Annotated in this window: 20 protein-coding genes and 4 pseudogenes; 10 read left to right on the forward strand and 14 right to left on the reverse strand. The window is 58.6% G+C overall.

Annotated elements, in window-relative coordinates; genetic code table 11:
• Window positions 1-14: 14 nt before the first annotated feature.
• The gene (locus AC2GXZ_RS21590) at window positions 15-773 is read right to left on the reverse strand and encodes a GntR family transcriptional regulator (RefSeq protein WP_483761281.1); all 759 of its coding nucleotides are present in this window, start codon (window positions 771-773) and stop codon (window positions 15-17) included.
• Between the two features lie 173 nt (window positions 774-946).
• Between AC2GXZ_RS21590 and AC2GXZ_RS21595 the strand changes: the two genes are divergently transcribed.
• The 7 genes and pseudogenes from AC2GXZ_RS21595 to AC2GXZ_RS21625 form a co-directional block, all read left to right on the forward strand.
• The gene (locus AC2GXZ_RS21595; protein WP_483761282.1) at window positions 947-2,155 is read left to right on the forward strand and encodes a mandelate racemase/muconate lactonizing enzyme family protein; all 1,209 of its coding nucleotides are present in this window, start codon (window positions 947-949) and stop codon (window positions 2,153-2,155) included.
• A 12-nt stretch (window positions 2,156-2,167) separates the two neighbouring features.
• Window positions 2,168-2,935 (forward strand): SDR family oxidoreductase, encoded by a 768-nt coding sequence (locus AC2GXZ_RS21600; RefSeq protein ID WP_483761283.1) that lies wholly within the window; start codon window positions 2,168-2,170, stop codon window positions 2,933-2,935.
• A 45-nt stretch (window positions 2,936-2,980) separates the two neighbouring features.
• Complete coding sequence (locus AC2GXZ_RS21605) at window positions 2,981-4,012, forward strand: L-idonate 5-dehydrogenase (protein ID WP_483761284.1); 1,032 nt, start codon at window positions 2,981-2,983, stop codon at window positions 4,010-4,012.
• 14 nt (window positions 4,013-4,026) lie between these two features.
• Window positions 4,027-4,797 (forward strand): SDR family NAD(P)-dependent oxidoreductase, encoded by a 771-nt coding sequence (locus AC2GXZ_RS21610; RefSeq protein WP_483761285.1) that lies wholly within the window; start codon window positions 4,027-4,029, stop codon window positions 4,795-4,797.
• A gap of 49 nt (window positions 4,798-4,846) precedes the next feature.
• On the forward strand, window positions 4,847-5,995 hold the full coding sequence (gene dgoD, locus AC2GXZ_RS21615) for a galactonate dehydratase (RefSeq protein WP_483761286.1): 1,149 nt from the start codon (window positions 4,847-4,849) through the stop codon (window positions 5,993-5,995).
• A 33-nt stretch (window positions 5,996-6,028) separates the two neighbouring features.
• A pseudogene (locus AC2GXZ_RS21620) lies at window positions 6,029-6,246 on the forward strand (NAD(P)(+) transhydrogenase (Re/Si-specific) subunit beta); the annotation flags it as partial.
• 41 nt (window positions 6,247-6,287) lie between these two features.
• Window positions 6,288-6,599, forward strand: a pseudogene (locus AC2GXZ_RS21625) (aldehyde dehydrogenase family protein); the annotation flags it as partial.
• 439 nt (window positions 6,600-7,038) lie between these two features.
• Here the strand turns inward: AC2GXZ_RS21625 and AC2GXZ_RS21630 are convergent.
• From AC2GXZ_RS21630 to AC2GXZ_RS21650, 5 genes and pseudogenes are all read right to left on the reverse strand, one after another.
• Window positions 7,039-7,314: pseudogene (locus AC2GXZ_RS21630) on the reverse strand (ATP-binding protein); the annotation flags it as partial.
• Window positions 7,247-8,815, reverse strand: a pseudogene (gene istA / locus AC2GXZ_RS21635) (IS21 family transposase). The pseudogenes istA and AC2GXZ_RS21630, both read right to left, overlap by 68 nt.
• Window positions 8,816-9,905: 1,090 nt before the next feature.
• Window positions 9,906-10,394 (reverse strand): helix-turn-helix transcriptional regulator, encoded by a 489-nt coding sequence (locus tag AC2GXZ_RS21640; RefSeq protein WP_483761287.1) that lies wholly within the window; start codon window positions 10,392-10,394, stop codon window positions 9,906-9,908.
• A gap of 269 nt (window positions 10,395-10,663) precedes the next feature.
• Window positions 10,664-11,050: a hypothetical protein gene (locus tag AC2GXZ_RS21645; protein WP_483761288.1), complete on the reverse strand. Its 387-nt coding sequence runs from the start codon at window positions 11,048-11,050 to the stop codon at window positions 10,664-10,666.
• Between the two features lie 3 nt (window positions 11,051-11,053).
• Window positions 11,054-11,755 carry a ParA family protein gene (locus AC2GXZ_RS21650; RefSeq protein ID WP_483761289.1) on the reverse strand — a complete coding sequence of 234 codons (702 nt, stop codon included), beginning with the start codon at window positions 11,753-11,755 and terminating at the stop codon, window positions 11,054-11,056.
• A gap of 660 nt (window positions 11,756-12,415) precedes the next feature.
• On the opposite strand from AC2GXZ_RS21650, the gene AC2GXZ_RS21655 reads away from it, so the two are divergent.
• From AC2GXZ_RS21655 to AC2GXZ_RS21665, 3 genes are read left to right on the forward strand one after another with little or no spacing between them, the layout of a single operon-like run.
• Window positions 12,416-12,817 carry a plasmid mobilization protein gene (locus AC2GXZ_RS21655; RefSeq protein WP_483761290.1) on the forward strand — a complete coding sequence of 134 codons (402 nt, stop codon included), beginning with the start codon at window positions 12,416-12,418 and terminating at the stop codon, window positions 12,815-12,817.
• A 3-nt stretch (window positions 12,818-12,820) separates the two neighbouring features.
• Window positions 12,821-15,265 (forward strand): conjugal transfer protein TraA, encoded by a 2,445-nt coding sequence (locus AC2GXZ_RS21660; protein ID WP_483761291.1) that lies wholly within the window; start codon window positions 12,821-12,823, stop codon window positions 15,263-15,265.
• Window positions 15,266-15,268: 3 nt separating this feature from the next.
• On the forward strand, window positions 15,269-15,472 hold the full coding sequence (locus tag AC2GXZ_RS21665) for a hypothetical protein (protein WP_483761292.1): 204 nt from the start codon (window positions 15,269-15,271) through the stop codon (window positions 15,470-15,472).
• 30 nt (window positions 15,473-15,502) lie between these two features.
• Here AC2GXZ_RS21665 and AC2GXZ_RS21670 read toward each other — a convergent pair whose 3' ends face one another.
• The 8 genes from AC2GXZ_RS21670 to AC2GXZ_RS21705 are packed head-to-tail and all read right to left on the reverse strand — an operon-like array spanning window position 15,503 to window position 23,275.
• Entirely contained in the window at window positions 15,503-17,554 is a 2,052-nt protein-coding gene (locus AC2GXZ_RS21670) for a type IV secretory system conjugative DNA transfer family protein (RefSeq protein ID WP_483761293.1), read from the reverse strand.
• Window positions 17,551-18,579, reverse strand: coding sequence for a P-type DNA transfer ATPase VirB11 (virB11, locus tag AC2GXZ_RS21675; protein WP_483761294.1), 1,029 nt, complete (start codon window positions 18,577-18,579; stop codon window positions 17,551-17,553). The genes AC2GXZ_RS21670 and virB11 overlap by 4 nt, the downstream gene beginning before the upstream one ends.
• The gene (gene virB10 / locus AC2GXZ_RS21680; protein ID WP_483761295.1) at window positions 18,560-19,777 is read right to left on the reverse strand and encodes a type IV secretion system protein VirB10; all 1,218 of its coding nucleotides are present in this window, start codon (window positions 19,775-19,777) and stop codon (window positions 18,560-18,562) included. The genes virB11 and virB10 overlap by 20 nt, the downstream gene beginning before the upstream one ends.
• A complete protein-coding gene (locus AC2GXZ_RS21685; protein ID WP_483761296.1) occupies window positions 19,777-20,586 on the reverse strand; it encodes a TrbG/VirB9 family P-type conjugative transfer protein in 810 nt (269 codons plus the stop codon). Before AC2GXZ_RS21685 ends, virB10 begins: the two co-directional genes overlap by 1 nt.
• A complete protein-coding gene (locus AC2GXZ_RS21690) occupies window positions 20,583-21,278 on the reverse strand; it encodes a VirB8 family type IV secretion system protein (protein WP_183996165.1) in 696 nt (231 codons plus the stop codon). Before AC2GXZ_RS21690 ends, AC2GXZ_RS21685 begins: the two co-directional genes overlap by 4 nt.
• Window positions 21,279-21,313: 35 nt before the next feature.
• Complete coding sequence (locus tag AC2GXZ_RS21695; protein WP_483761297.1) at window positions 21,314-22,342, reverse strand: TrbL/VirB6 family protein; 1,029 nt, start codon at window positions 22,340-22,342, stop codon at window positions 21,314-21,316.
• A gap of 14 nt (window positions 22,343-22,356) precedes the next feature.
• Window positions 22,357-22,584, reverse strand: coding sequence for a hypothetical protein (locus AC2GXZ_RS21700; RefSeq protein ID WP_483761298.1), 228 nt, complete (start codon window positions 22,582-22,584; stop codon window positions 22,357-22,359).
• Entirely contained in the window at window positions 22,577-23,275 is a 699-nt protein-coding gene (locus AC2GXZ_RS21705) for a type IV secretion system protein (protein ID WP_483761299.1), read from the reverse strand. The genes AC2GXZ_RS21700 and AC2GXZ_RS21705 overlap by 8 nt, the downstream gene beginning before the upstream one ends.

A 23,275-nucleotide genomic window follows, 5' to 3' on the forward strand; every position in this document is an offset into this window, starting at 1 on the left:
TTTTGCAGAATATCTCAGAGAGACACCAACGATTCCAGGCTCGAATCGAGAATGGAGGGATCTATCTCCCGTTCGAGCGTGTCGAACATTGTGTCGACGTAGTCGATCAGGTGGTCGGATGCCTCCACGGCCAGGGAGACATTGCGCTTGGCGATTGCCTCGAGGATGGCGATATGACTCTGGATGCTGCCGGCAAGGCTTTCTGCACCGCCTATATTACGGTGGTGGATGAGGCCGATGCGCCTGAACAGCGTGTGCAGCGGCCGCAGCGTATGTTCCAGAAAGGGTTCGCCCGCCGCCAGCAGGATCAGTTTGTCGATGCGCCTGTCGAAGATGTTGAACTCGCTGATTGCCAGCGTGTCCCGCTGATCCTTCAGGATGCGCGCGATATGCAGCATCTGAGAGCGATGCGTGGAGGTGGAATGTTCCGCGGCAAGCGACACAACGAAGCGTTCGAGGTCGCGCCGCAGCCGCAGAAGCATTCTTTCGCGCGCAAGGTCGATCGGCGCGATCTGCAGGCCGTGGCGAGGCTGGATGATTACCAGCGTATCGGCCGCCAGCCGGCTGACGGCCTGATGCACCGGGGTGCGGCTCAGTCCGGTCGCCTGCTGCAGGTCCTGGATGGACAGGAACCGGCCCGGCTGGAGATCACAGGTGATGATGAGATGTTCAAGCCTCTCGTAGGCAAGGTCGGTCAGGTTGACGCTGTTGCGCCTCTTCTCCTGAACACTGCCTTCGCCCTCCTTCGCAACGGTCTTGTCCTTGTTGGCCATAGGTTATTCCTTGCATACTACCTGCCGAGAGGCGCACCGCCCCGGCTGTCACGACGCACTGCGTCCAGATATTTCTCAATATTTCAGGTCTTGTACAAACTCGCAAGAATTGCCGTCGGCACGGGAACACTTTTTCCGCGCATCCGCTGCAATCAAAAGAAGGAATGCCTCGCGTGAAGATCACCCGTATCGAAACCCTTAGAACCAGAGAGTTCGCCAACGTATTGTGGGTCCGCGTTCATACCGACGCCGGGATCGTGGGACTGGGCGAGACTTTCTACGGCGCCGGCGCGGTGGAAGCTCACATTCACGATACGCTCTGCGTGCGCCTGATGGGCAAGAACCCGCTGCATATAGAGGCTCTGCACAAGGAGATGCTCAACTTGCCGATGGCCCAGTCCTCGACGGGCGTCGAACATCGCGCCGTCTCGGCGATCGACATCGCCCTGTGGGATATTTTCGGCAAGGTCTGCAACCAGCCCCTCCACCAGATGCTGGGCGGCCTGTGCGTCGAAAAGCTGCGCGTCTACAATACCTGCGCCGGCTACGGGTATGTCCGCTCCAACAATATCAAACCGGTGTCGAACTGGAACTTCAAGAAAAGTGAAGCAGGAGGACCCTATGAGGATCTGGAAGGCTTCATGACGGATGCCGGCGCGCTGGCCGAGAACCTGCTGGAGAATGGCATCACGGCGATGAAGATCTGGCCGTTCGATCCGGCGGCGATCGAGAGCAACGGCCTGAATATCTCGGCCGAGCAGATGAAGCAGGCGATTTCACCTTTCGAGAAGATCCGCAAGGCTGTCGGCGACAAGATGGACATCATGGTGGAATTCCACTCGCTGTGGAACCTGCCCACGGCGATGAAGATCGCCCGCGCGCTCGAACCCTACAAGCCCTACTGGTACGAAGACCCGATCAGGATGAACTCGCCGCAGGCGCTTGCCGAATACGCACGCTCGACGGACGTCTGGGTCTGTGCCAGCGAAACGCTTGGAACACGGTTCCCCTACAAGGACATGCTGGACCGGGATGCTGCCCATGTGGTGATGGTCGATCTGTGCTGGACCGGCGGCTTGACCGAGGGACGCAAGATCGCCTCGATGGCGGAAACCTATCACCGGCCCTTTGCCCCGCATGACTGCATCGGCCCGGTCGGATTCGCGGCCGCCATCCACATGTCGTTCAGCCAGCCGAATACGTTGATCCAGGAATCCGTGCGGGCCTTCTATACCGGCTGGTACAAGGAACTGGTCACCGCCGTGCCGCGGATCGAAAACGGCTATGTCTATCCGATGGATGGGCCAGGTCTCGGCGTCGAGTTGCTGCCGGCCGTGTTCGAACGGTCCGACCTCATCGTCCGCAGAACCGATCTCGATTGAGGAGTAGCATCCATGTCCACGACACTATTCGATTTGACCGGCAAGACTGCATTTGTGACAGGCTCCTCGCGCGGTCTCGGCCGCGCGATCGCCGAAGGCCTGGCTGCGGCCGGCGCCCGTATCGTTCTCAACGGCACTGATCCGATGCGACTGGAAGCCGCCATTTCCGAGTTTGCAGCCAAGGGTTTCAACGTTGCCGGCAGTGCCTTTGATGTCACGGACGAAGCGGCTATCGAGGCGGCCTTCAAGCGGTTCGATGAGGAGGGTGTTGCGATCGACATCCTCGTCAACAATGCCGGCATCCAGTTTCGAAAGCCGATGCTGGAGCTTGCTACCTCCGACTGGCAAAGAGTGATCGACACCAATCTGACCAGTGCCTTCATGATCGGTCGCGCCGCTGCCAGCCGCATGGTTGCGCGCGGTTACGGCAAGATCATCAATATCGGATCGCTGACCAGCGAACTGGCACGCGCCACCGTTGCACCCTACACGGTCGCCAAGGGCGGCGTGAAGATGCTGACCAAGGCCATGGCCGCCGAATGGGGGGAACACGGATTGCAGGCCAATGCCATCGGCCCCGGTTACATGCTGACCGACATGAACGAAGCGCTGGTCAGCAACCCGCAATTCGATGGATGGGTTAAGAGCAGGACACCGGCGCGCCGCTGGGGCCGGCCGGACGAGCTGGTCGGGACGGCAATCTTCCTGGCCTCGGAAGCCTCAGGATATGTCAACGGCCAGATCATCTATGTCGATGGCGGCATGATCTCGGTGCTCTGACGGCCATCGGCTTACCTTCAAGATTTATCAGCAAGGATGAACTCAATGCTCGGCGTTATCATTCACGCGCAGAAGGATCTTCGGATAGAGCCGGTGGCAAGCGTTGCTCCGGCTGCCGGTCAGGTCCGGATTGCTATCAAGGCCGGTGGCATTTGTGGCTCCGACCTCCATTATTATCTGCATGGCGGCTCCGGCACCATTCGCGTGCGCGAACCGATGGCACTCGGCCACGAAATGGCGGGAATTGTCGAGGAATGCGGCTCCGGCGTTTCACATATCGTGCCGGGGATGCGGGTTTCCGTCAATCCAAGCTCGCCCTGCTATGAATGCGAATATTGCCGGCAGGGCGCCCACAATCAATGCCTCAACATGCAGTTCATGGGGAGCGCCATGCGGCTTCCCCATGCGCAGGGCGGATTCCGGCAGAACATCACCGTCAGCGCCGCCCAGGCGATCCCGATCGCGGATCATGTGAGCATGGCGGAAGCGGCCATGGCCGAGCCTTTGGCCGTGGTGTTGCACGCGGCCAAGCAGGCCGGTTCGCTCCTTGGCAAGCGGGTCTTGGTGACCGGTTGCGGCCCGATCGGCGCACTTTGCGTGCTGGTTGCCCGCCATGGCGGGGCGGCAGAGGTCATCGCGACCGATGTCGGCGCGTTCCCGCTCGGGATTGCCCGCGCGCTCGGGGCAACCGAAGTCTTCAACATGGCAGCCACACCGGATGCGCTGGCTCCCTACAGCACCGGCAAAGGCACGATCGATGTGTTGTTCGAAGCGTCCGGCAATCAGGTCGCGCTCAATACGGCGCTTCCGGCCATTCGGGCAGGCGGCATCATCGTTCAGGTGGGACTGGGGGGAGATGTGACGCTGCCGATCAATGCCATCGTCACCAAGGAGTTGCAGCTGCGCGGCACCTTCCGGTTCGATAGCGAGTTCCAGATGGCGGTGAATCTTATGAATGCCGGCGGCCTCGATCTGAAGCCCCTGGTGACGGATACCCTGCCTTTTCAGGAGGCGGATGAGGCCTTCATGCTGGCGACGGACCGTTCACGTTCCATGAAGGTTCAGCTTTCATTCTGATCGGTGGTGTTGCGATGACAAACTCTATGTTCTCCCTTTCCGGAAAAGTGGCGCTGGTCACCGGCGGCAATGGCGGTATCGGGCTTTCCATGGCGCTCGGTCTGGCGAAGGCGGGAGCAAGAGTGGTGATTGCCGGGCGTAATCCATCCAAGGGCGAAGACGCGCTGCGGCTTCTGGAGGCTACCGGTGTCGCGGGCCGCTTTCTCGAACTCGATGTCAGCGACGAGAGTGCCTCCGCGGACGCTGTCCGGAATCTTGCCAAAGCCGAAGGGCGCCTGGATATTCTCGTCAACAATGCAGGCATCAACGTTCGTCGGGCGCCTGAGATCTTCGATCTCGCCGACTGGCACCGGGTCATCCAGACCAATCTGACGGCAGCATTCGTCTGTGCGCAGGCGGCTTACCCGGCGCTGAAGGCGTCCGGCAACGGTAAGATCATCAATATCGGTTCAATGACGTCGATATTCGGCGCATCCTTTGCGCCGGCCTACGGCGCCAGCAAGGGCGGCATCGTCCAGCTCACCCGATCGCTCGCGGTCGCCTGGGCACCGGACAATATCCAGGTCAACGCGGTTCTGCCAGGTTGGATAGACACAGACCTCGGTGCCTCCGCGCGGCAAGACGTGGCGGGACTAAACGACAAGGTGATGTCGCGCACCCCTGCCGGACGTTGGGGAATCGGCGAGGATTTCGAAGGCATTGCCGCGTTTCTGGCGGGGCCGGGATCACAGTTCATCACCGGCACAGCGATCCCGGTCGATGGCGGATATTCCATCTCCGGCTGAGCGGCCGCTCTTGCGGATGTAGCAGTGAAAGCTGGGAGACAGGCACGTCATGAAGATTACAAAACTCACCACCTATATCGTCCCGCCGCGTTGGATGTTTCTCAAGATCGAGACAGACGAGGGCATTACCGGCTGGGGCGAGCCGGTCGTCGAGGGGCGGGCGCTGACGGTGCAGGCGGCGGTCCACGAACTTGAAGACTACATAATCGGCAAGGACCCGCTCCTGATCGAGGATCACTGGAACGTCATGTATCGCGGCGGGTTTTATCGCGGAGGAGCCATCCATATGAGCGCCATCGCCGGCATCGATCAGGCGCTTTGGGACATCAAGGGCAAGGCGCTCGGCCAGCCGGTCCATGCGCTGCTCGGCGGTCAATGCCGCGACCGGATCAAGGTCTATTCCTGGATCGGCGGAGACCGGCCAAGCGACGTCTCGCGCAATGCCAGGGATGCTGTTGCCGCCGGCTTCAAGGCAATCAAGATGAACGGCGCGGAGGAATTGCAGATCGTCGATGGCTATGACAAGATCGATGCGATTATCGCGACGATCGGGGCCGTGCGGGATGCGGTTGGACCCCATATCGGCATCGGTGCGGATTTCCACGGCCGGGTGCACAAGCCGATGGCAAAGGTGCTGGCCAAGGAACTCGAGCAATTCAAGCTGATGTTCATCGAGGAACCGGTGCTTTCGGAAAACCTGGAGGCGCTGAAGGAGATCGCCAACCATTGCTCGGCGCCGATCGCGCTGGGCGAGCGGCTTTATTCACGCTGGGATTTCAAATCCGTCTTGGCCAACGGCTATGTCGATATCATCCAGCCGGATCTCTCGCATGCAGGCGGTATTACGGAGTGCCGCAAGATCGCGACGATGGCGGAAGCTTACGATGTCGCCTTGGCACCACATTGCCCGCTCGGTCCCATAGCGCTCGCTGCCTGCTTACAGCTCGACGCCGTCAGCTATAATGCCTTCATTCAGGAGCAGAGCCTCGGCATTCACTACAACGCGGGTAGCGATCTTCTGGACTATATCGGCAACGAAGATGTCTTCCGCTATGAGGACGGATTTGTCGCAATACCGCAAGGACATGGCCTCGGGATCGAGGTCAACGAGGCGCATGTCATCGAAATGGCAAAAAATGGTCATCGATGGCGAAATCCGCTGTGGCGCCATTCGGATGGGAGCGTGGCTGAATGGTAGCCAAGCTAAAAATTGTAGCGCTGCCGGTGACAACAGACAACGAAACGACCTGCGTGCGACGGGGAGGAAGTCCGTTTCGCCATCCACCCGGTCGCCGGCCACCTTCCGGGCCACATGAACTTGCTGCCCGTTGAGGCAAAGGTGCCCAACGACATCGTCAATCCGGCTGCGAAAGCGGACCCGAACTCGCCGATCGCGCGCATGCCTGCCCTGTAGGTTGGAAGGCCAAGCAGGTGTTCGCCTCCAAGCGTCATGGCCCTGTCCGGCACACTTGTTAGCCGATCCATCTTGAGCCACAGACGAGGTCCTGATTGCCGGTGTATGGCGAGCAGAAGGTGAGGGCCGTGCGGCATTCGAATTCGGCAATCCCTCGACCGGCGAGGTGATCGCAACGCATCCGGATATGCCACGCGCGGATGCAGCCCGCGCCATCGATGCCGTTTACAAGGCGCAAAAACTCTGGGCAAAAAAGACCTGCAAGGAACGTGCGGTGGTTTTGCGCAAGCTCTACGACCTGATGGTGGCCAATGCTGATGATCTGGCAGTGATCCTCACCATGAAGATCGGCAAGTTGTTGGCCGAGGCAACGGGCGAAATCCTCTATCTGCATCCGGACACACTGAAGGTGAAGAAACGGAATTTTCAGTGATTTCCTACCTTGTTTGGGCACACGACGGTTCGATTCCTATCAAGACCAGAAGCGGGTCAGCCCTCATCATCGTGGTCGTGTTTGCAGGGATGCGTTGACTCTAACTGCCTGGCTGGCCTCTGTCTTTTGACCATTCATGCTCATAGAAGCTTCTCGGATATCAACCTGACCCCAAACGCCGCCAGCAGCGTCCCGATAGAACGCTCAATCCATCGACCGAACCTCTCATATGCCGCACGGAAAGGGCGGCTCGACAGAAGCATGACGGTTAGACCGTACCAGACTGTCAATCGGCGTCGTAACGGGACCCCCTATCGGCTCCCAAAAAGGACCCCTGCCTCTGGTTGCATAGGGTCAGCGCGCGTAGGCCCGGAGCTTTCAATCTAGCGCAGCGGCCTGCGGTGAGCTGGCGCACCAGCCCTTCATTCACAGGCGTGTCGGTGAAGTCGAAGTCATTGATGTCCCTGGCCAGCGGCAGCTTGGCGACCGCAATCTGGTATTTGACGGTGCGTGCCTGCTTCTCGGCAATCTCCGACTGCAACAGGTCGCCGACGATGCGGGGTGGTTCGTGCTGGCGCTTGATTCCGGAAGCCATCGTCTCGTCATAGGCGCTGCGCATGCCGAACAGCTTCAGCGTGCCCATCATATCTAGGATTTGGGATCGTTCCATATCAGCTTGCCCTCCTGAGGCTATCGTAACGGGCGCAATCGGCAAGAGGCTCGTGGGTTAGCCGAAGCGCATCGGGAATGGAAAGGATGGCGGCCGGCTGCGGATCACGCTTGCGGGCCAGAATGTTGATGATGACGGCGGACGAGAACACACCCTGATCCAGCGCCTCTTGGCAGGCCGCTTCGACGGTGGAAAGTCCATCCAGACTGACACAGTCGAGGATCGACACCATCTGCCGGTCGCCGTCATGCATGGCCTTCAACCGACGACGCACCTTCTCCATCGCAGCAGGCAAAACCCAGTCATGGAACGGCGCACCGTTGCGCAAAGCTCCAGGCTTGCGGGTCAAGACAGGCACGTAATGCCATGGATTATAGATCGTCTCACCGCGGCTGAAGCAGCGATCGTGCTGACCGATCTCGACGCCATCTTGCCGGATGACGATGCGATCGGCATAAGCCTGTATCTCGGCTGGACGACCAACCGCAGTGGACAGCACTGAGTATTTGTTGTTGTCGAAACGCACGAGGCAGGTCTTGCCGATCGAGGCCTGGACCGTATGGAATCCGTCGAACTTGCCGGGATACCCGATCAGGTGTGACCGCTCACCTTCGAACACCTCCCAGATGGTGCGTTCCGTTTGATCAACATGCTTATGTGCACGAGCGTAACCGATGCACTTATCCAGCAGCCAGCCGTTCATCTCGTCATAGGATTGGAACCGTAGCCGCGGCGTGAAGAAGCGTTCCCGCACCAGATTGACCTGGTTCTCGACCTGACCCTTCTCCCAGCCAGACGCTGGCGTGCAGGCCACCGGCTCGACAAGAAAGTGGCTGCACATCTGCAGAAATCGACGGTTATATTGCCGCTCCTTGCCAACGAAGACCGCGTCCACCGCCGTCCTCATATTATCATAGATGCCGCGCGTGCAGGCTCCGCCGAAGAAGGCGAATGCCCTGTCATGAGCATCGAAGACCATCTCCTGCGTCTCGCGCGGATAGGCTCTCACATACATCATCCGGCTGTTGCAGAGCCGAACATGGGCTACCTTCACCGTCGTCGTCACCCCATTGAGCACGACGATCTCGTGGCTCCAGTCGAACTGGTAGGCTTCGCCGGGCGCGTAATAGAGCGGCACGTATGCTTGCGCTGTCACGGCCCCGCGCTCTTTCGACCATGTCCTCGCATAACGCCGAACGGTGTCGTAGCCGCCTTCATAGCCGAGGTCGCGCAAATCCTCATATATCCGGATTAGCGTCAGCCGTTCTCGGGAAGCCTTGGCCTCATTGGCAAGCAGTATTCCATCGAGACGATCGCACCAGGGCCCTAGCTTCGGCTGAGGTTGACGGGTTCGCTCGTATTTGAACTCCGTCTCATCAGTGCGTAGAACCTTCCGCACCACTTTCCGCGATATACCCAACTCCCGGCAGATCGCCTTGATCGTCTTGCCCTGCACATGTGCGAGGCGTCGTATCTTCAAAATTGTTTCCACAACAAGCATAGCCTCCGATGTAACCGGAGGCTGTCCTAACCCCATCGCAGATGGGGGTCCCGTTTGGACGCCGATCACCCCAAATGCGGGGTCCTTATTCCATGCCTAATCACAGGCTATATCTGCGTGAGCGACCGAGACGTGTCTGGTGTGCACCCGTCGCAGCATCGCCGCCCTGAAAAACTCCTCGGCGGTCGGCCATCAAGTGGGGCAGCGCATATGGACACAATCATCCGGCGCGAGCGCGGCTGCGGCGAGATAGCAGGGAAGGGAGAAATGCCGCAGGCACGTAAGCGGGGAGTATGGCGACGATCTAATTCCCCTGCCGGAGTCGAGTAGCGAGGCATGCTTCCGCATCAAATGGTGCCATACGGACAGGTATTCTCTCTCTCAACATGGGCCGATTAAACCAAGTTGGCCGTCTCGCCTCAATGATGGACGGTTCCCCCAATTTTGCCGCTACGCAACAAAATCGGCTCCCCCATCCACCCTTGCGGGCCGCTTCGCGGTCATTGACCCGAGCCGTCCATCTTGGGGCGGATCCTTTGTTTTCATTCAAAGGAGCCGACGATGACCACTTACGATCACATTCAGGAACTTCGTGCCGAGCTGGCGGTATCGGTGATGCAGCCGAGCATCGCAAGATCGCAGCCGAGCTGGCATTAGCTGAGCAGCAGAACGCAGCGGAAGAAGCTGCATTCGACGCAATCATCAGCGCAGGGCCGCCCCATTAAGGGCGGCTTCAAGAACCGGGTTTCGGCCCGGTTTGGTTTGCCAGCCCGTAGGGCCGAAGCCCACCCTTAGGGGTGGGCGCAGCAGACGAAGGCCAGAACGCGCTTATTCAAATTGCGCCGAAGTGCCGGCCGAAGTCTCGTGGTAAACCGAAGCGGGACGACTGCCTTCTGGAGCTTCCGCCATTTGCGGTCCAACTGCGCCATTTCTACGCCACCTAAAGTGCGGTGCTAGGGCCACAAGCTCGGTACGAGCACGTGAGCTTCACCCCGATAGGCTAAAGCTCAAGTTTCTGATTTTTTCAAAGATTGCCGAGGTCCAAGCGATCCCCATTCGCATGGGCGCATCGGGGAGCTTGACGAAGTGCTTAGCTGTTGGAAGCTTGATCGCTGGGCGTCGAGTCTGGGGTCATCCGCTTCAGCAAACCCATGAGATCGCGCACGGTGTCGTGTGGCAAATGTCTGATGATGTGGGTCAGTTCGACGTAGTCTTTCGCCTCTTCAGGTGTTCGGCCGTAAAGATGGGGCGCAACCACGCTGATCATGTCGATGGGGAGAATGTCGAGCAACTCGCATAGGTGGATCATTCGCGTGACGGTCATGCGAGATTCCGCGCGCTCGTAGCGGCCATAGACGGCGGTCGCAAGCCCGATCATTGCTGCAAATTCGGCGCGAGAAATCCCAGCGGCCTCACGGGCATTAGAAAGATAGGAAGAAATCCTATCGTCCATTGCCTCGAAGCTGACTGTCCCTTCGAAACCAGGTCGACGATATAGCGGCCTTTCAGATTGGGAATCCGTCGTCTCTACAAGGCCTTTGGCATTTTTGAACTTATCAAGGTCCTTCAACTTCGGCATTTTCAGTCTTTTTCCCTATCCCACCCTTAGGTGGATACTATGCACCAAATCGGTTCATTTTGGCATCATTCGTTTTGAGCGATTCCTCTGCGGTTTATAACCTATTTGGGGTCACATGTGACAATGGCCCCTTCGGTTGCGATGAATAGGGATAGTCGCCTCGCACGCAAGCAAAGAGAGTAATGGTAGTCGAGACAGTGCTGCGCGGAGTTGTGCTGCTGCGTGTGATTTCGTAGGATCCGTAGCCCGGATCCTAACTGACGCAAGGCTCAATAACCGTTGTCGCGAAGGTACTGATCAATCGCGGCCTTGATGATTACGGTCATCTTCAAGTCATTTTCAGAGGCCGCGCGCTCGAGCCGCTTTTTCGTATCGTAATCGAGCGGGCAGTTTACATAATGTTTGCTCTCTCGGGCCTTGGCTCGTTTGAGATCGCTCAGTCGGACGCGTGACTCTTCCTGTTCGAGCGCTCTCGCGGTCGCGCGCTGTTTGCGCGTCTCAGAATTTGGCGCGATCAAACTGGGGACGCTCATCTGCTCGGCTTCGTTTGATTGAGAAGTCTCCCGCTCGGGCGTCAGTGTTTCCGTAACGGGATCGATGCGTGCCCGACGTGGGGCGACCGCGAAGTCCGAGATCGTTGTCTGTCCTTTCGCCATGGATTAGCTCCTTGCAGATTGCGGTAGAAATTTTTCGATCTCCTGGGTCAGATTCAAGATCTCAACCCGGGCTTTGCGGACTGGCTCGGTCACCTCCAGCATTTGGACTGTTCCGTAACCATTGCGGACCTCCCTGTAGCAGTTGCGCTCGTAGAGCTCGGTCTCCAGCAGGTGAGAATCGTATCCTCCTTCCTGCAAGTTCGCGATGAACGGCCGGATCAGCCGATAGGCCTCCAGTGCGCGCGCCGGAACCGTGATCCGAGTGACAAAGTTCACATGAGGGATTGCCCGACCGGTCCTGTCAGCGGTGTCTGCGATATCCTGCGCCGCCTGGCCAGCTGCAAGGATTTCGTCCTGGTTTGGCTGAATCGGTGTCAGCACGATGTCGGACCCTGCGATAATCGTGTCGCGGAGAACGGTGTCCTGCCCCGGGGAATCCATAATGACGACGTCGTATTTCTCAGCGTCATTTTCGAGGATTTGCTGAATTGACTGCTGCCGCGCGGCCGTGACGAGGTCTATGCCGACCGGCTGGTTATCTTTGTCAGACGAGCGCTTCCACCATTCCCGCAAGTTCTGACGGCCATCTGCGTCTATCAGCAGGACCCGCTTGTCTTGGAGAGCCAGTTCACCAGCAAGCAGGATGACCGCAGTCGTCTTTCCGGCGCCACCTTTGCCGCTAACGGCAGAAATGCAAATCGTCATCGAATAATCCTGTGTCGTTTCAATCCTCAAAAATATCGCTGACAGTTCTAACCGCCGGGACTCGCGCAATCAAACATTGGTTGAACAGCTTGTGCAGGCGGCACTTGGGGCATCGTGATCGCACTGTTTTTCAAACGCCCTGACCAATCGATCACATCGTAGGAATATGTCGTGTGACAATATCGTGTGAAAGATCGATCGCACGAATTGAAACCATCGATCGCAGATATGCGGAGATGGTGTGAGATTTCACTCGTCTCGGGCACTGGTTCTTGCCATGTGAAATAATGACGGATGACTTTCACATCGTACGACCACACGGACGTGCGGTGTTTCTTCTGCCCACACTTTGAGGCTTGAAGGTGAACCGAGAGCAGCGTCCGGGGGACTTTGCCTGTCGTCCGCAGACCGCAAGGGTGAAAGGCAGAGCGTCTCTTGCGAGCAAAGACTAAGTGCTGCCAACGGCGGTCACGGGCGGCTTCGGATGTGAAACTTGGTGAGCGTTTTCGTCGTTAGTTTTTCGACATGTAAGGTTGAAGTTAGATTAGTCTTTAGGTGTCTAGGGTGGCAGGATACGTAAAAATGTGCTACATTTTTATCTGCTATCGAGGAACACGTCCTCGATCATTGTCGCAACGCTCCGAAAGGGCTTTTTGGCCAATGGATGAAAAGGCATCAGCGGCGCTAAAGGCGCTCGGCAGAAAAGGTAAAACGGTCCACGTTAGGGTCACCAAAGCCGAGCACGATGCAATCGAGACCGCGGCTGCTGCCGCTGGAATGAGCGTCTCTGGCTTCTTCCGCTCACTCCTGTTGGAGGGGGCTGGCGTGCGGCCGGTATTGACCCGCGAGGATCGCATGATCATGGCAGCGTTGCTCGAAGACATGCGAATGATTGGCATAAACCTGAACCAAGTCGCCCGTACCCTGAACAGTGGAAAGGGCGTTCATCCGAGCGAACTCGACATAAACCTTGCCAATGTGCAGCGCGTTCAGGCGGCGGTAATGAGCGAACTGAGTTCGCTCGCCCGGCGAGCCGGCCATCAACGGCGCGGGGAAGGCTGAGGCATGGAGCTCTTTTTCGGGGCATTCACCAGTGAGTGGGAGCAGCGACGCGCAGTTTTGCTTCAGGATATGGCGAACGGCCGAGGGTCCGCGTTCGATGATCTGGAGAAACGCCTGAAGCGGGCTGAGCAGCTTGGCGGCTCCGGAGGCGGCGGCGGTGGCCAAGGCCGATCCATCCGGATGGACTTCGGTCGCGGCTTAAAGGGTTCGCCGTCAGCCGGGATGTTTTCGGGCGGTGCTGGTCGCTCGATGGAAGCTCGAATGACGGGCATCGCCAAGGGTAGCCAGCCGGCGGTCGTGAAGATGGCCTCATACGGTGGCGGCGCTCGGCTGGGCGCGATGCTGAACTATGTGGCGCGAAGCGGTGAATTGAAGGTCGAAACCGAGAACGGCGAGACGCTGCGAGGCCGCGACGAGCTCGCCCGCGTGCGGCATGACTGGGATCATCTCTTCCAAAACCGAACCGAGAGCCGAGACATCGGCAGCTTTGCCGTGGAATTGGCGACCGTGCCATCGGGTGCCGACATGCATGGCCATATCACTGACGTTCTGCGGAGCGGGCTTGGCGATCGTCGATACGCCTATGCGATCGCTTCGCGGCCGGATGGCACAGCTCGAGTGTCGGGCGTGATGGTCCTTAGGAGCGGAAAGGGCGAGCGTCTGACGGCGGATGCCAAAGCATCAGAGATCGTTCAAGGCCGTTACGATGCAAGCGCCGCCGGTGTCGCGAAGTCGGCGAGGTTCACATTTACCGGACACGGGAACGGAGTCGAATATGGCGTTAGCCGGCTGCGTGATCTCGTGGAGGCCGGCTCCGAGGTGAAGGATGAGAAGGGGCGCCTTATCGCCAATGGCACTGATGCCGGCGATCTGGTGCAAAAGGAGTGGCGCCGAGAGCTGCATAGCCGAAAAGGGCGCGACCTGATGCATGTGATCATGTCGGCGCGGGCTGGAACGGATGCGACGGCATTTGAAGGCGCAGTCCGGGATTTCCTCGCCCAGCAGTTTGCAAGCCATCGGTATGTCTTTGCCATGCACGATCCAGAGCATGACCCAAAAGAGGCGACGAATGGTGGAAAGCGGCCGCACGTCCATGCGCATGCGATCGTCACCATGCGATCGGAGGCTGGTGATCGGATCGAAACGACACCTGCGGTGTTTCGGCACTGGCGGGCTGTCATGGCGGAGAAGGCGCGTGAACACGGCATCGAGATGGAGATGACCGATAGACGCGAATTCGCGAGCGCACCGGCATTCACGCGCAACCAGGTTCGGGCAGTAAACCTCGACGGTCGCACCGAGCATGTCGGCACGAGCTTGCCCGCTCAGGCGCGATATGGCGCCAAACGTCGGGAGCGACGGACGGTGGCATCCAGCGAACGAAGCATTTTCTACACCAAAATGGTGCAGGAGACTTGGCAGAAGATTGCTTCCGTCGGTGGAGACCGAAACATTACGGCTTTTGCTGAATCCCGATACTCTGCGCTATCAAAAGGCATTTCCAGGCCTTTAGCGGCAGAAAAAGCCGATATGACGCGTCCCGATTTTACATCTAGTTTCCGAACCAATATGATGTCACTCCAGAGCATGCTTTTGGAGGGTCAAGATTTGCGTCAACAGTCGCGTTCAGAATTCGAAGCCTATGAAAAGTCGGTAGAGTCCGCTCTGTTCAAACTTGAGCGGGGCACTGAGGCTGGCGAGCGTGCGAGCTTTGAAGAGGTTTCGGGTGCGGCCCGCGACATCGTGAATATTCGGCGCGAGCTTCTGGAAATCCACGAAAGAGATAGCGACCGTCAGGCGAGCGATCGTCCGGCATCAGGGCGCGCCGATCAGCCTCGCGATGATGCCAACGACCGGTGGGCTGCCGCTGTCGAGCGGCATGGCGAGGCGGTCGTTGATGCAGGTAATGAGGCGATGCTAACGATCGAGCATTACCACGAGGCCCTTGATCAGGTCGAAGCTGGGACTTTCTCGAACGATAATGAGGACTCTTATCGCGCGGGGCTAACCCGCGCGTTGGAAGAAGCCGCGAAGCTCGTAGCGCAAGGCAATAGCTATCTGCGCGAAGTGGCGGAGGAGGACCGTGACCTTCGAGCAGCCGTCGACCGAACTGAGGCGACTGCAGAGCGGCGGGGCCAGACTGACGATAGCAACCAGACGAATTCGGCAGACGTCGATACCGTCGGTGAGCAGCAGCGCAACCCTGCAGAGGCCTCAGACGAGCTCAGCGCGGACGATCTTAGCGGACGCGAGGCTCATGATCTGGCAGCCGCCGTCGATGCTACCAATCGGCATCTTGATCGATCGAACCGAGAAAGAGATACTGCCCGGCAGAGTGGCGAGACCACGAGAAGCGATCCGGCTCAGCAGCACATTCCTCGGTTGGAGGAGTTGGAGCGCGAGCAGCAAGAGCAGAAGGAGCGTGACCGGGACGATCGGGAGCGGTGAACCATGTTTGAGAATAAATTCGTTGTCCAAACTGACAATTCAAAGGCCGACGCAGCAGCAGGCAAGCTCATATTCGCTGGAATGGTGCTGATTGCAGGTTTGGCGGTAATTTCCTATGCCTATACGACAGTCATTGGATGGTATCACGCTGCTGCGGCTTGGATGGTCCAATCGGCGAACTACCTGATAAGCTTCTGGCCATTTTGACCTTCCGCAGATCCTCCCGCTTGGGCCGGGTTAGGTCCCTTTTGGGACTGGCGCCGGTTCTGGATCTGGAACGGTTGCCAGGAAGACGTCCATAACGCTTTTCCGTTTGGCCGGCGATTTGCCGGTTGCGTTTTTCTCGACGATTTCCTTCAATCGGTCGGCTGCGGCGGAATGTTCATCCTCAAGTTCCTTCAGCCGTTCCCGATCTTCCGTGGCTCTGGACGGCACTGCTGCACCAACCCGTGCGATTGCGGCACTATTCACAACGCGCCTGGCACCGGCCTCCGAATTGAGGCTGGCGACAGACGCTGTTGGTGCCTCCACAGCCGATTGTATCTCGGTTTGTTTCGGATCAGGCTCGTGTGCCTCTTTTTCAGCGATCCGGCGAGCTCGCTCATATTCTGGCGTGGTTGCCGGGACGGCAGCCGATGGCAGATACTCGATCTCAGGGACTGACGGGATGTGAGCCTGCGCATATGCCTCCGCCTGCTTGAACGGCTGCGTGTTGAAAAACCGCAACTTGTCGGCAAAGATCGGACGCTGCCCCTCCACGAGAAGGATCATCTTGCTCTCGGGCATCTGCCGGACTTCCTGAGGCATCATAAGATCCCGCTCGCGGATCTGCTCCACCTTCGTGCGGCGAGGCAGGCCAAGCAGTTCGATGGTCCGGGACTCGGACTGATAGCGGATTGTCCGTTTGCCAAGGGCGCGTGACGCATATTCGGCGGTTGCCTGGTCGTTGGCGCCGAGCACCAGCTGGTAGCCGCAATTGCCAAGAAGCGAATGCCGGGACGTTTCACCATAGATCTCGTCGAGATTTTTCAGGTCCTGGATGATGAACGCCAGCTTGATCTTGTACCCGGCAACATAGGGCAGCTTCGTCACGATTTCGTCCATCCGCTTCAGCTGCCGAAACTCATCGAGGAGGAAGAAGACGGGGAGGGCATCGGGATCATGTTCGAGGGTCAGGATGTCCATGACCTGCTGTACGAACAGCGTGAGAAGCGGGCGAAGCAGCGTGATGTCCGTGATGTTCGGGGCCAGATAGATGGTTATCGGCCGCCGCTTCATGGCGCGAAGGTCCATATCTGTCACATTGGTCGCCGCAACAATGCGCTCATTCTTGAAAGGCCTCATGGCTTTTTGAATATCGAGCAAGGCAGAGGCGGCCGCCCGCTCGGATAAAGCCAGATAAGAATTGAAGCTCTCGAGCGTGAACTTCGACAGGTAAGGTTCTCGCTCCTTGATCAGCTTCATCAGTGCCTGGAGGTCGACCCCGCTATTGAAGAAGGAGTTGATCTCGCCAAGATTGCGGCGATCCTTATAAAAGGGACTTTCGAGGATGTAGCTGATGGCGCCGGCCATCACCTGCTGAGCGGTCGCCTGCCAGACCGAGTTATCGGAGCCCGCCGTCTCCGGCACCAGAATGCTCGCGATGTTTTGGATATCGGTCGTGCGATTGCCCCGCTCGGCGCGAACAAAATCCAAGGGATTATATCGATTGGTCTTCTCGGAGCCAGGTGCGAACAGGAAGACCTGACTGCCGCTGTGCTTCCGGAACCCTGCGGTCGCCCGAAATACCTCGCCCTTGAGATCGGTGACAATCATCGAACCTGAATGCATCAACGCGTTGGGAATGACATAGCCGGCTCCCTTGCCGGATCGGGTCGGGCCGATGATGAGATGGTGACGATCATCGCTCGCCCGCAAGACATTCCCGCCGACGCGGCCGAAGATGTGGCCCTGTTTTCGAAACCACTTCCCACGCCGCAGGGTGGCTGTGTCCTGAAACGAGGCGTCACCCAGAGGATTGCTGGCAGGCTTTAGCCCGATATAGGCTACGACACCCGCGATGAGTAAAGAAGGAACAATCGAACCAAGGGCGACCTTCTGCAAGGCGGGGCTTGAGCTGTAGGTCCAAAACTGCTGAACCGGTGCGAAAGGGTTGCTCGTGAGGGTCGTCTTCAAGATCCGGCCGTCTTTGAAGAATAGCTGCAGGCCGAGGCCGTAGCAGAGCATCCAGACAGCAAAGGCAATCGTCAGGCAAAAGATAAGGTAGAAGGCGGCAAGCCCTTTGGTCATGACTCGTCTCGCGCGAAATAGATTTCGGAGACCCCGCGCGTTCCACCTTCCCGCCGTAGCTGGATGACGATCGGAATAACCATCTGGATATACGACATGAGATCTTGCTTGAAAAAGCCGGCTGAGAGGCCGGACTGCTGCATCATCATCGCCAGCTGCTCGTACGCCCCCATTGGGGTGTCGGCGTGAACGGTCGACATGCTGCCTGGGTGCCCCGTGTTGATGGCACGAAGAAACGAGAAGGCTTCGCTGCCACGGATCTCACCGACGAACAGTCGGTCGGGCCGCATGCGCAGAGCAGACTCGAGGAGCTTCTGGATCGTGACATTGGCGGTGCCTTGGTCACCCTTGGAGGCAATGAGATGCACAGTGTTTTCTTGGCTCGGAAACAGCTCCCGCGTATCTTCGAGCGTCAGGATGCGCTCGTGCCGATCGATGCTCTTGAGGCAAGCATTCAGGAATGTTGTCTTGCCTGAGGAGGTGCCACCGCTGATGAGGATCGACACGCGTTTGACGATGGCGGTTTGGATGAAGTCATAGATTCGGCCGGCACGGAGATAGGCGATAAGCTCACGATCGACATCACTTAAGCCCCCTACAGCTACCGAGACCTTATCCAGGGAGCCATTGTCGCGATATTCCTCCAATGTGAAGTTGTTCACCACTTGCTTTCGGATCGAGATCGATCCGCCATCGGCGGAGGCCGGCGGGAGCACAATCTGGATTCGCTCCCCAGTGGGCAAAGCAGCGCTTAGGATTGGCTCGGCACGGCTGATGAACTGGCTGGTGGCCGCCGCGACCCGCTCGCCGATATTCTGGATTTCCTCGGCGGTCAGCGCGTTCACCCTATGGTGCTCCATGTGATCCGCGCCGAACCGCTCGACATAAACGTGACCCGGCTTGTTGACGGCGATCTCGACCACGCGGGGGTCGTCCAGAAAACGCTGCAACGGTTCGAGCGCGCGATCGAGAAAATAGTGTGGGTTTCGCGGCGCGGCCGCCACTTTACCTGCCGCTGCGTTCACGCTTGATCTCCTTCATCGCTTCGGTGACCGGGTCGTCATACATCGCGCTGAAATCCAGGTCCTGGCGGACGAAGATGAAAATGCGCTCCCCTTGGGGCACGCTGATCGTCGGGGGAATTTTGAGGTTCTCCGAAAGCACGGTGTTGGCCATGTCGCTGAAGGTCCGGGCTATCGTCTCCCGAGCCAGTTCTGAAGCGCGGTCTGAATTGGAGCTGTTCGACGAGCCGGAAGAATCGCTACCGTAGCCGCTGAGGTAGCTTGCGCCACCTCCGACGATCGACAAGAGGATGGATGCGCCGAAGCGCTCGCGGAATTTATTGTCGACATGCCCGGTCAATCCCGACCGACCGAGGCTGTCGGCGCCAATCGAATTCAGGCGGATCGTCACGCCGTCATCGCGAATGAGGCGGGTCCAGACAACGAAGATACGCTTTTGCCCGCGCGTAACTTCCGACTGATATTCGCCGATCAGACGCGTGCCGGTTGGGATCAGGACGCGCCGACCGTCGAAGGAATAGACGTCCTGCGATGTGATCGCGCGGATCTGTCCGGGGAGGTCGCTGACGATTGCGGTCTCCAGGATGCCGGCGATCAACGTTCCCTCCGGAATCATCGCGTCGATCCGCTCGATCTTGCGGGCCTTGGCACTTCGGTCGCCGAGCCCGCTCGCAGCCGAGAGGTACTGGCTATTGCGGTCCTCGCCGGCAACCGTCGCAGTTGACGCGCCGGTCCCATCGAGGCTTCCTGCGCCTGCAGGGTTTCGATTGTTGTCCATGGTGAGCAACTTGGAACGGAAGCGCTTTGGAAATTCCTCTTCCGGCGCTGCGGCCTCAGGCGGGGGCTGAACGACCTCCGGAGGCGGTGGAACGTCAAAGGTCGTCGTGTCGGCCTTCTGTTCGACCGGAGGAGGGGGAGGCGGCGGTGGCAGGTTGATGACCGGTTGCGCGGGCGGCGGTGTTTCTTGTTGTCCATCGCGCAAAAATGACGGCGGCCGGAACGTCGTTGTCCGAAACTCCTCATCAGTTTGAGGATTGTCGTGCGGACGCTGGCCGGACGTGGCGAGCACGAGGTAGGCAGCGAAAGCACCGCCTGCGAGCAGGGCCACCATTCCGGCTGTCTGGTTGCGCCTGGTATTCTTGTTGCTGACATCGGTCTCGTCAGCGGACAGCATTGCGTCAAGCTCAGGTGCGCGCTTCATCAGTTGCCGCTCCTTCTACGCTTTTTTGCGTCGGGGTCCGGTTTGGGCGCCATGATATCGGGATCGGGGGCGCCGAAGTCGGGCTTGAGAAGATTGAAGATGCAGGTCCAGCGGTCGCCATCTCGAAGCGTGAACTGCGTCGCCATCCCATCGACGACGATGTATTCGCCTTCTTTCCGAAAATTCCGGAGCGTTTCCGAGAAATCTGACTGCACGGCGAAAATCGCCGGCGCACGGCTCCGAAACTTAAAGAACGTCTTCTTCCCGTCATCGAAAATCATCGTCGGCTTCAGCTCCGGATCGCCAGAAAAGGAGTAGTCGATGTTCACATTGGCCTTGTCGATGTTGGCCATGTTCGGATTGGCGGCTCGCTGTTCGGCCTCCTTGCGAAGCGAAGCATTGAGGTCCTTCTCCGGATAGACGAAACGGATTCCGAAGACCTCCTTACCGTCGGTCGGTGCAAAATCGTTGAGCTCGAGGAAGTAAATTCGTTTCGACGTGACGATGTTCATGTTGGTCGACACGCCTTTGGCGATCGGCTTGATGAACAGGATATTGCCCTTTTCGGAGGGAGCGACCTGCCAGCTGTCGGTGTCGCCGAGCGAGATCGTTTCAAATTTCTCGTCCTCGTCAAATATGACCATTGTCGAAATGCCATAGGTCGCGGACACTTTGACGACGTTGTTCGGCTGGTAAACCACGCTTGTGACGCGTGCATCGAGACTGCCGGGGCGAGGGGCCTGTGCGGCATGGGCGAGACTCATCAATGTCGCCATTGCGGCGACCGCTATCGAAAATCGCCTGATCATCCCGCATCCCCCGGCGCCACGGTTTCCTGATCGCGGCGATAATTATAGACCTGAAAGCCCAACGGGTTTTCGAACCGCCAGTCGTTCGTGGCAGGCGTTTCGGTGTATCGATATCGCACGACAGAGATGAAATGCCGGGTGACGGCGTCGGTATCTGATTTCTCGGTGGTGGAGAAACGAACGAGCGCGGTGCTGGCATTGGAGAAAGTAACCGACTTCACGTCGACGGTGACGCGCTTGTTCTTGCCCAACACGCGTGCAGGGTTTTGTGAATTTGCGGCACTATAAAGCTCCTGAAGCTCTCGCGCTGCGTCCCCGGTCGACAGGAGAGCGGCAATGCCAAAGTTCTCCTGAATTGCAAAGGGATCATATCCTTCGCGCGAACGGATGTAGCGGACGACGTTGGCCTGGGTGACTGCTTGCTGATCCGTCAGCTTTGCCGGGCGGGTGAGGCCGGTTTTCACTTCGATATAGCCCGTATTCCGGTCGACCTCGACGATGTAAGGCTCGAAGCTCTTCAGGGGCACGAGCATGACAAGCGCCGTGAGGGACAAAAGGGTGATAACCCCGAATATCATGGTGACGAACCATGCAAACGTCCGGGACCGCTTCGCTTTCTTGACGATCTCCTGTTCCCAACGATCCCCATCTTGGAAATAGCTGCGGAGCGCGGCGTCCTTGGTATCTGCCATTCAAACTAGCCCTTAAATATCGACGATCGTTGAAATCATCGGGGTGTGCTGTTGTTGCTGATGCGGTTCTGCATGGCCTCGGCGCTGGCATTGCGGATGTTTTCCTTCATTCCCTCGTGGGTGCGGGTCCGAAGCGCCATGCCGAGAGTGCCGGCCTTGCCAGCTGCAGTACGGCCGCCCGAAACTGCTGATGCGGGAAGTGCGATACCCGCAGCTCCGCCGACCAACTTGGCGGCATGGCCAATGCCGGCGGCCACGCCGCCGGTAATGCCCTGCGCGAGGACCTGAATGTTGAAGAGGACAAAAGCGCCGGCACCACAGATCAGGATGAAGGCGGAGACGTCGCTCAGCTTGAGGAGCTTGGCATCTGCCGCGTTTGCGACCTTTGTCAGCTCGGGATCCATGGCGGAAATGAGAAAGGCCGCCACGACGTAAACGAACATCGGAATGAGGGCATACATCAGGACTTGCTGAAACCAGGCCATGCCGATTTGCCGCGTCGGCTGAAACAACAGACATGAAATGAAGATCGGTGCTGTGCCGACCAAAACCCACATCATCACTTTCGCAAGGAGCAGAATTGCAAGTGCTACGGCAATGAAGACGCCGACTGCAAACATGATGAGAAAGCCGACCATGGATGGCAGGATGGTAAGGTATCCCGACTGGGCAGCGAAGGCCGAGGCAGCCTTGTTGGCGGTGTTCCAGATCATCGAAAGGCCGTTTGTCGGTTCGGTGATCCCCGTCCCGGTTGCGGTCAGGATGGCTCGGCCGACGTCCTCAGGCGTGTTGTTCAGCCAGGCATAGACGAGCGTGTCGAAGTAGCTCCAGTTGCTGACCAAGGCGACGATCAGCATCATACGGACGACGCGTCCGATTATCTCGCCGATGCTCAAACGAGCGGTGCCCATGACAAGCTGCAGGCCGTAATAGGCGACGAACGCCACCAGCATGACCTTGAGCAAAGGCGACACCTGATCGCCCACGATCTGGTATGCCCGCTCCGAAAAGTTCGTGCCGGTCTCTTCGATCCGATCGAGCAGCTTGCCGAGGAAGTCTTCCATCTACAGAGCCGCCTTCATTGAGCCGCCAGCGCGTTGATCGCCGCCAGCGCTTGCGACGGATTTCCGTTGACGCTGGTCATCGATGGGCAGTCGCGCCGGGGATCCGGCCCATAGGCCGTGAGATTGGCCGGCCGCTTGCAGGGCGCGGTCTTTTCCTTGGCCGCAGTACCGCAGCCGGCAAGACTGATGGCCAGCGCCACTGCGATAACGGCCTTCACGGCGAGTGATTGGCTATCAGTCATCGTAATCGAGGGCCTTCTGGGTATTGGAGATGTCCGTCAGGTGGCGCTGGTTTTCCGTCTGCATGGAGGACACCGCGCCGTTCATCACACCGATCAGCTCGTTGATCGTCAGACCCGACTGGACCTGCAGCTGGGTGTTCTGATCGATAGAGCCCTTGATGTCCTTGGCCTGGCCGATGTTCTGTCCCGCCTGTTCGAAGGAGGTTCTGCGGGTTTGGACTGCCTGCTGCGATCCGGTCACGAGTGCTGCGACGCCGAGGACCGTGTTGACCATGTCCTCGTAGGATTTGTCGCCGGAGAACGCGCTGTCAGCCTTCCCGGAGAGATTTTTGACCAGCTGCAAGCCGTTGATGAAGGTTGTCGCGATCTTGCCGACGTCGCCGCCCATGTTGCCAAAGTTCGGGACACCGCCGCTCATCAGGCTGTCGAAAGAAGGCATCGAGGACACGCTGAAACCATTGCCGACCGCGAGGTTCTGCATCTGGTTGGCATCGCTCCCGCGGTCGCCGGTGACGGCCTTCAAGGTTTCCTCTACCGTCTTCAGCACGTTCTTATTGGTGTCGAGGATCTCGTCGGTGGTCTTGGATGTTTCCTCGGCAACCTTCAGGTTGGCTTTGTCGATCGTCGGAACCTGGGCAAAGGCCCCCGGCGCCAGACCTAGAAACGCGCATGCTGCAAGCAGCTTTCTCAT

This window comes from Aliirhizobium sp. YIM B11859, assembly GCF_057163345.1.

Bases quoted from the DNA above. Each gene is read 5' to 3' on its own strand.
- AC2GXZ_RS21590 (WP_483761281.1), bottom strand. From the start codon at position 773: ATGGCCAACAAGGACAAGACCGTTGCGAAGGAGGGCGAAGGCAGTGTT.
- AC2GXZ_RS21600 (WP_483761283.1), top strand. From the start codon at position 2,168: ATGTCCACGACACTATTCGATTTGACCGGCAAGACTGCATTTGTGACA.
- AC2GXZ_RS21605 (WP_483761284.1), top strand. From the start codon at position 2,981: ATGCTCGGCGTTATCATTCACGCGCAGAAGGATCTTCGGATAGAGCCG.
- AC2GXZ_RS21610 (WP_483761285.1), top strand. From the start codon at position 4,027: ATGACAAACTCTATGTTCTCCCTTTCCGGAAAAGTGGCGCTGGTCACC.
- dgoD (WP_483761286.1), top strand. From the start codon at position 4,847: ATGAAGATTACAAAACTCACCACCTATATCGTCCCGCCGCGTTGGATG.
- AC2GXZ_RS21640 (WP_483761287.1), bottom strand. From the start codon at position 10,394: ATGCCGAAGTTGAAGGACCTTGATAAGTTCAAAAATGCCAAAGGCCTT.
- AC2GXZ_RS21645 (WP_483761288.1), bottom strand. From the start codon at position 11,050: ATGGCGAAAGGACAGACAACGATCTCGGACTTCGCGGTCGCCCCACGT.
- AC2GXZ_RS21650 (WP_483761289.1), bottom strand. From the start codon at position 11,755: ATGACGATTTGCATTTCTGCCGTTAGCGGCAAAGGTGGCGCCGGAAAG.
- AC2GXZ_RS21655 (WP_483761290.1), top strand. From the start codon at position 12,416: ATGGATGAAAAGGCATCAGCGGCGCTAAAGGCGCTCGGCAGAAAAGGT.
- AC2GXZ_RS21660 (WP_483761291.1), top strand. From the start codon at position 12,821: ATGGAGCTCTTTTTCGGGGCATTCACCAGTGAGTGGGAGCAGCGACGC.
- AC2GXZ_RS21665 (WP_483761292.1), top strand. From the start codon at position 15,269: ATGTTTGAGAATAAATTCGTTGTCCAAACTGACAATTCAAAGGCCGAC.
- AC2GXZ_RS21670 (WP_483761293.1), bottom strand. From the start codon at position 17,554: ATGACCAAAGGGCTTGCCGCCTTCTACCTTATCTTTTGCCTGACGATT.
- virB10 (WP_483761295.1), bottom strand. From the start codon at position 19,777: ATGAAGCGCGCACCTGAGCTTGACGCAATGCTGTCCGCTGACGAGACC.
- AC2GXZ_RS21685 (WP_483761296.1), bottom strand. From the start codon at position 20,586: ATGATCAGGCGATTTTCGATAGCGGTCGCCGCAATGGCGACATTGATG.
- AC2GXZ_RS21690 (WP_183996165.1), bottom strand. From the start codon at position 21,278: ATGGCAGATACCAAGGACGCCGCGCTCCGCAGCTATTTCCAAGATGGG.
- AC2GXZ_RS21695 (WP_483761297.1), bottom strand. From the start codon at position 22,342: ATGGAAGACTTCCTCGGCAAGCTGCTCGATCGGATCGAAGAGACCGGC.
- AC2GXZ_RS21700 (WP_483761298.1), bottom strand. From the start codon at position 22,584: ATGACTGATAGCCAATCACTCGCCGTGAAGGCCGTTATCGCAGTGGCG.
- AC2GXZ_RS21705 (WP_483761299.1), bottom strand. From the start codon at position 23,275: ATGAGAAAGCTGCTTGCAGCATGCGCGTTTCTAGGTCTGGCGCCGGGG.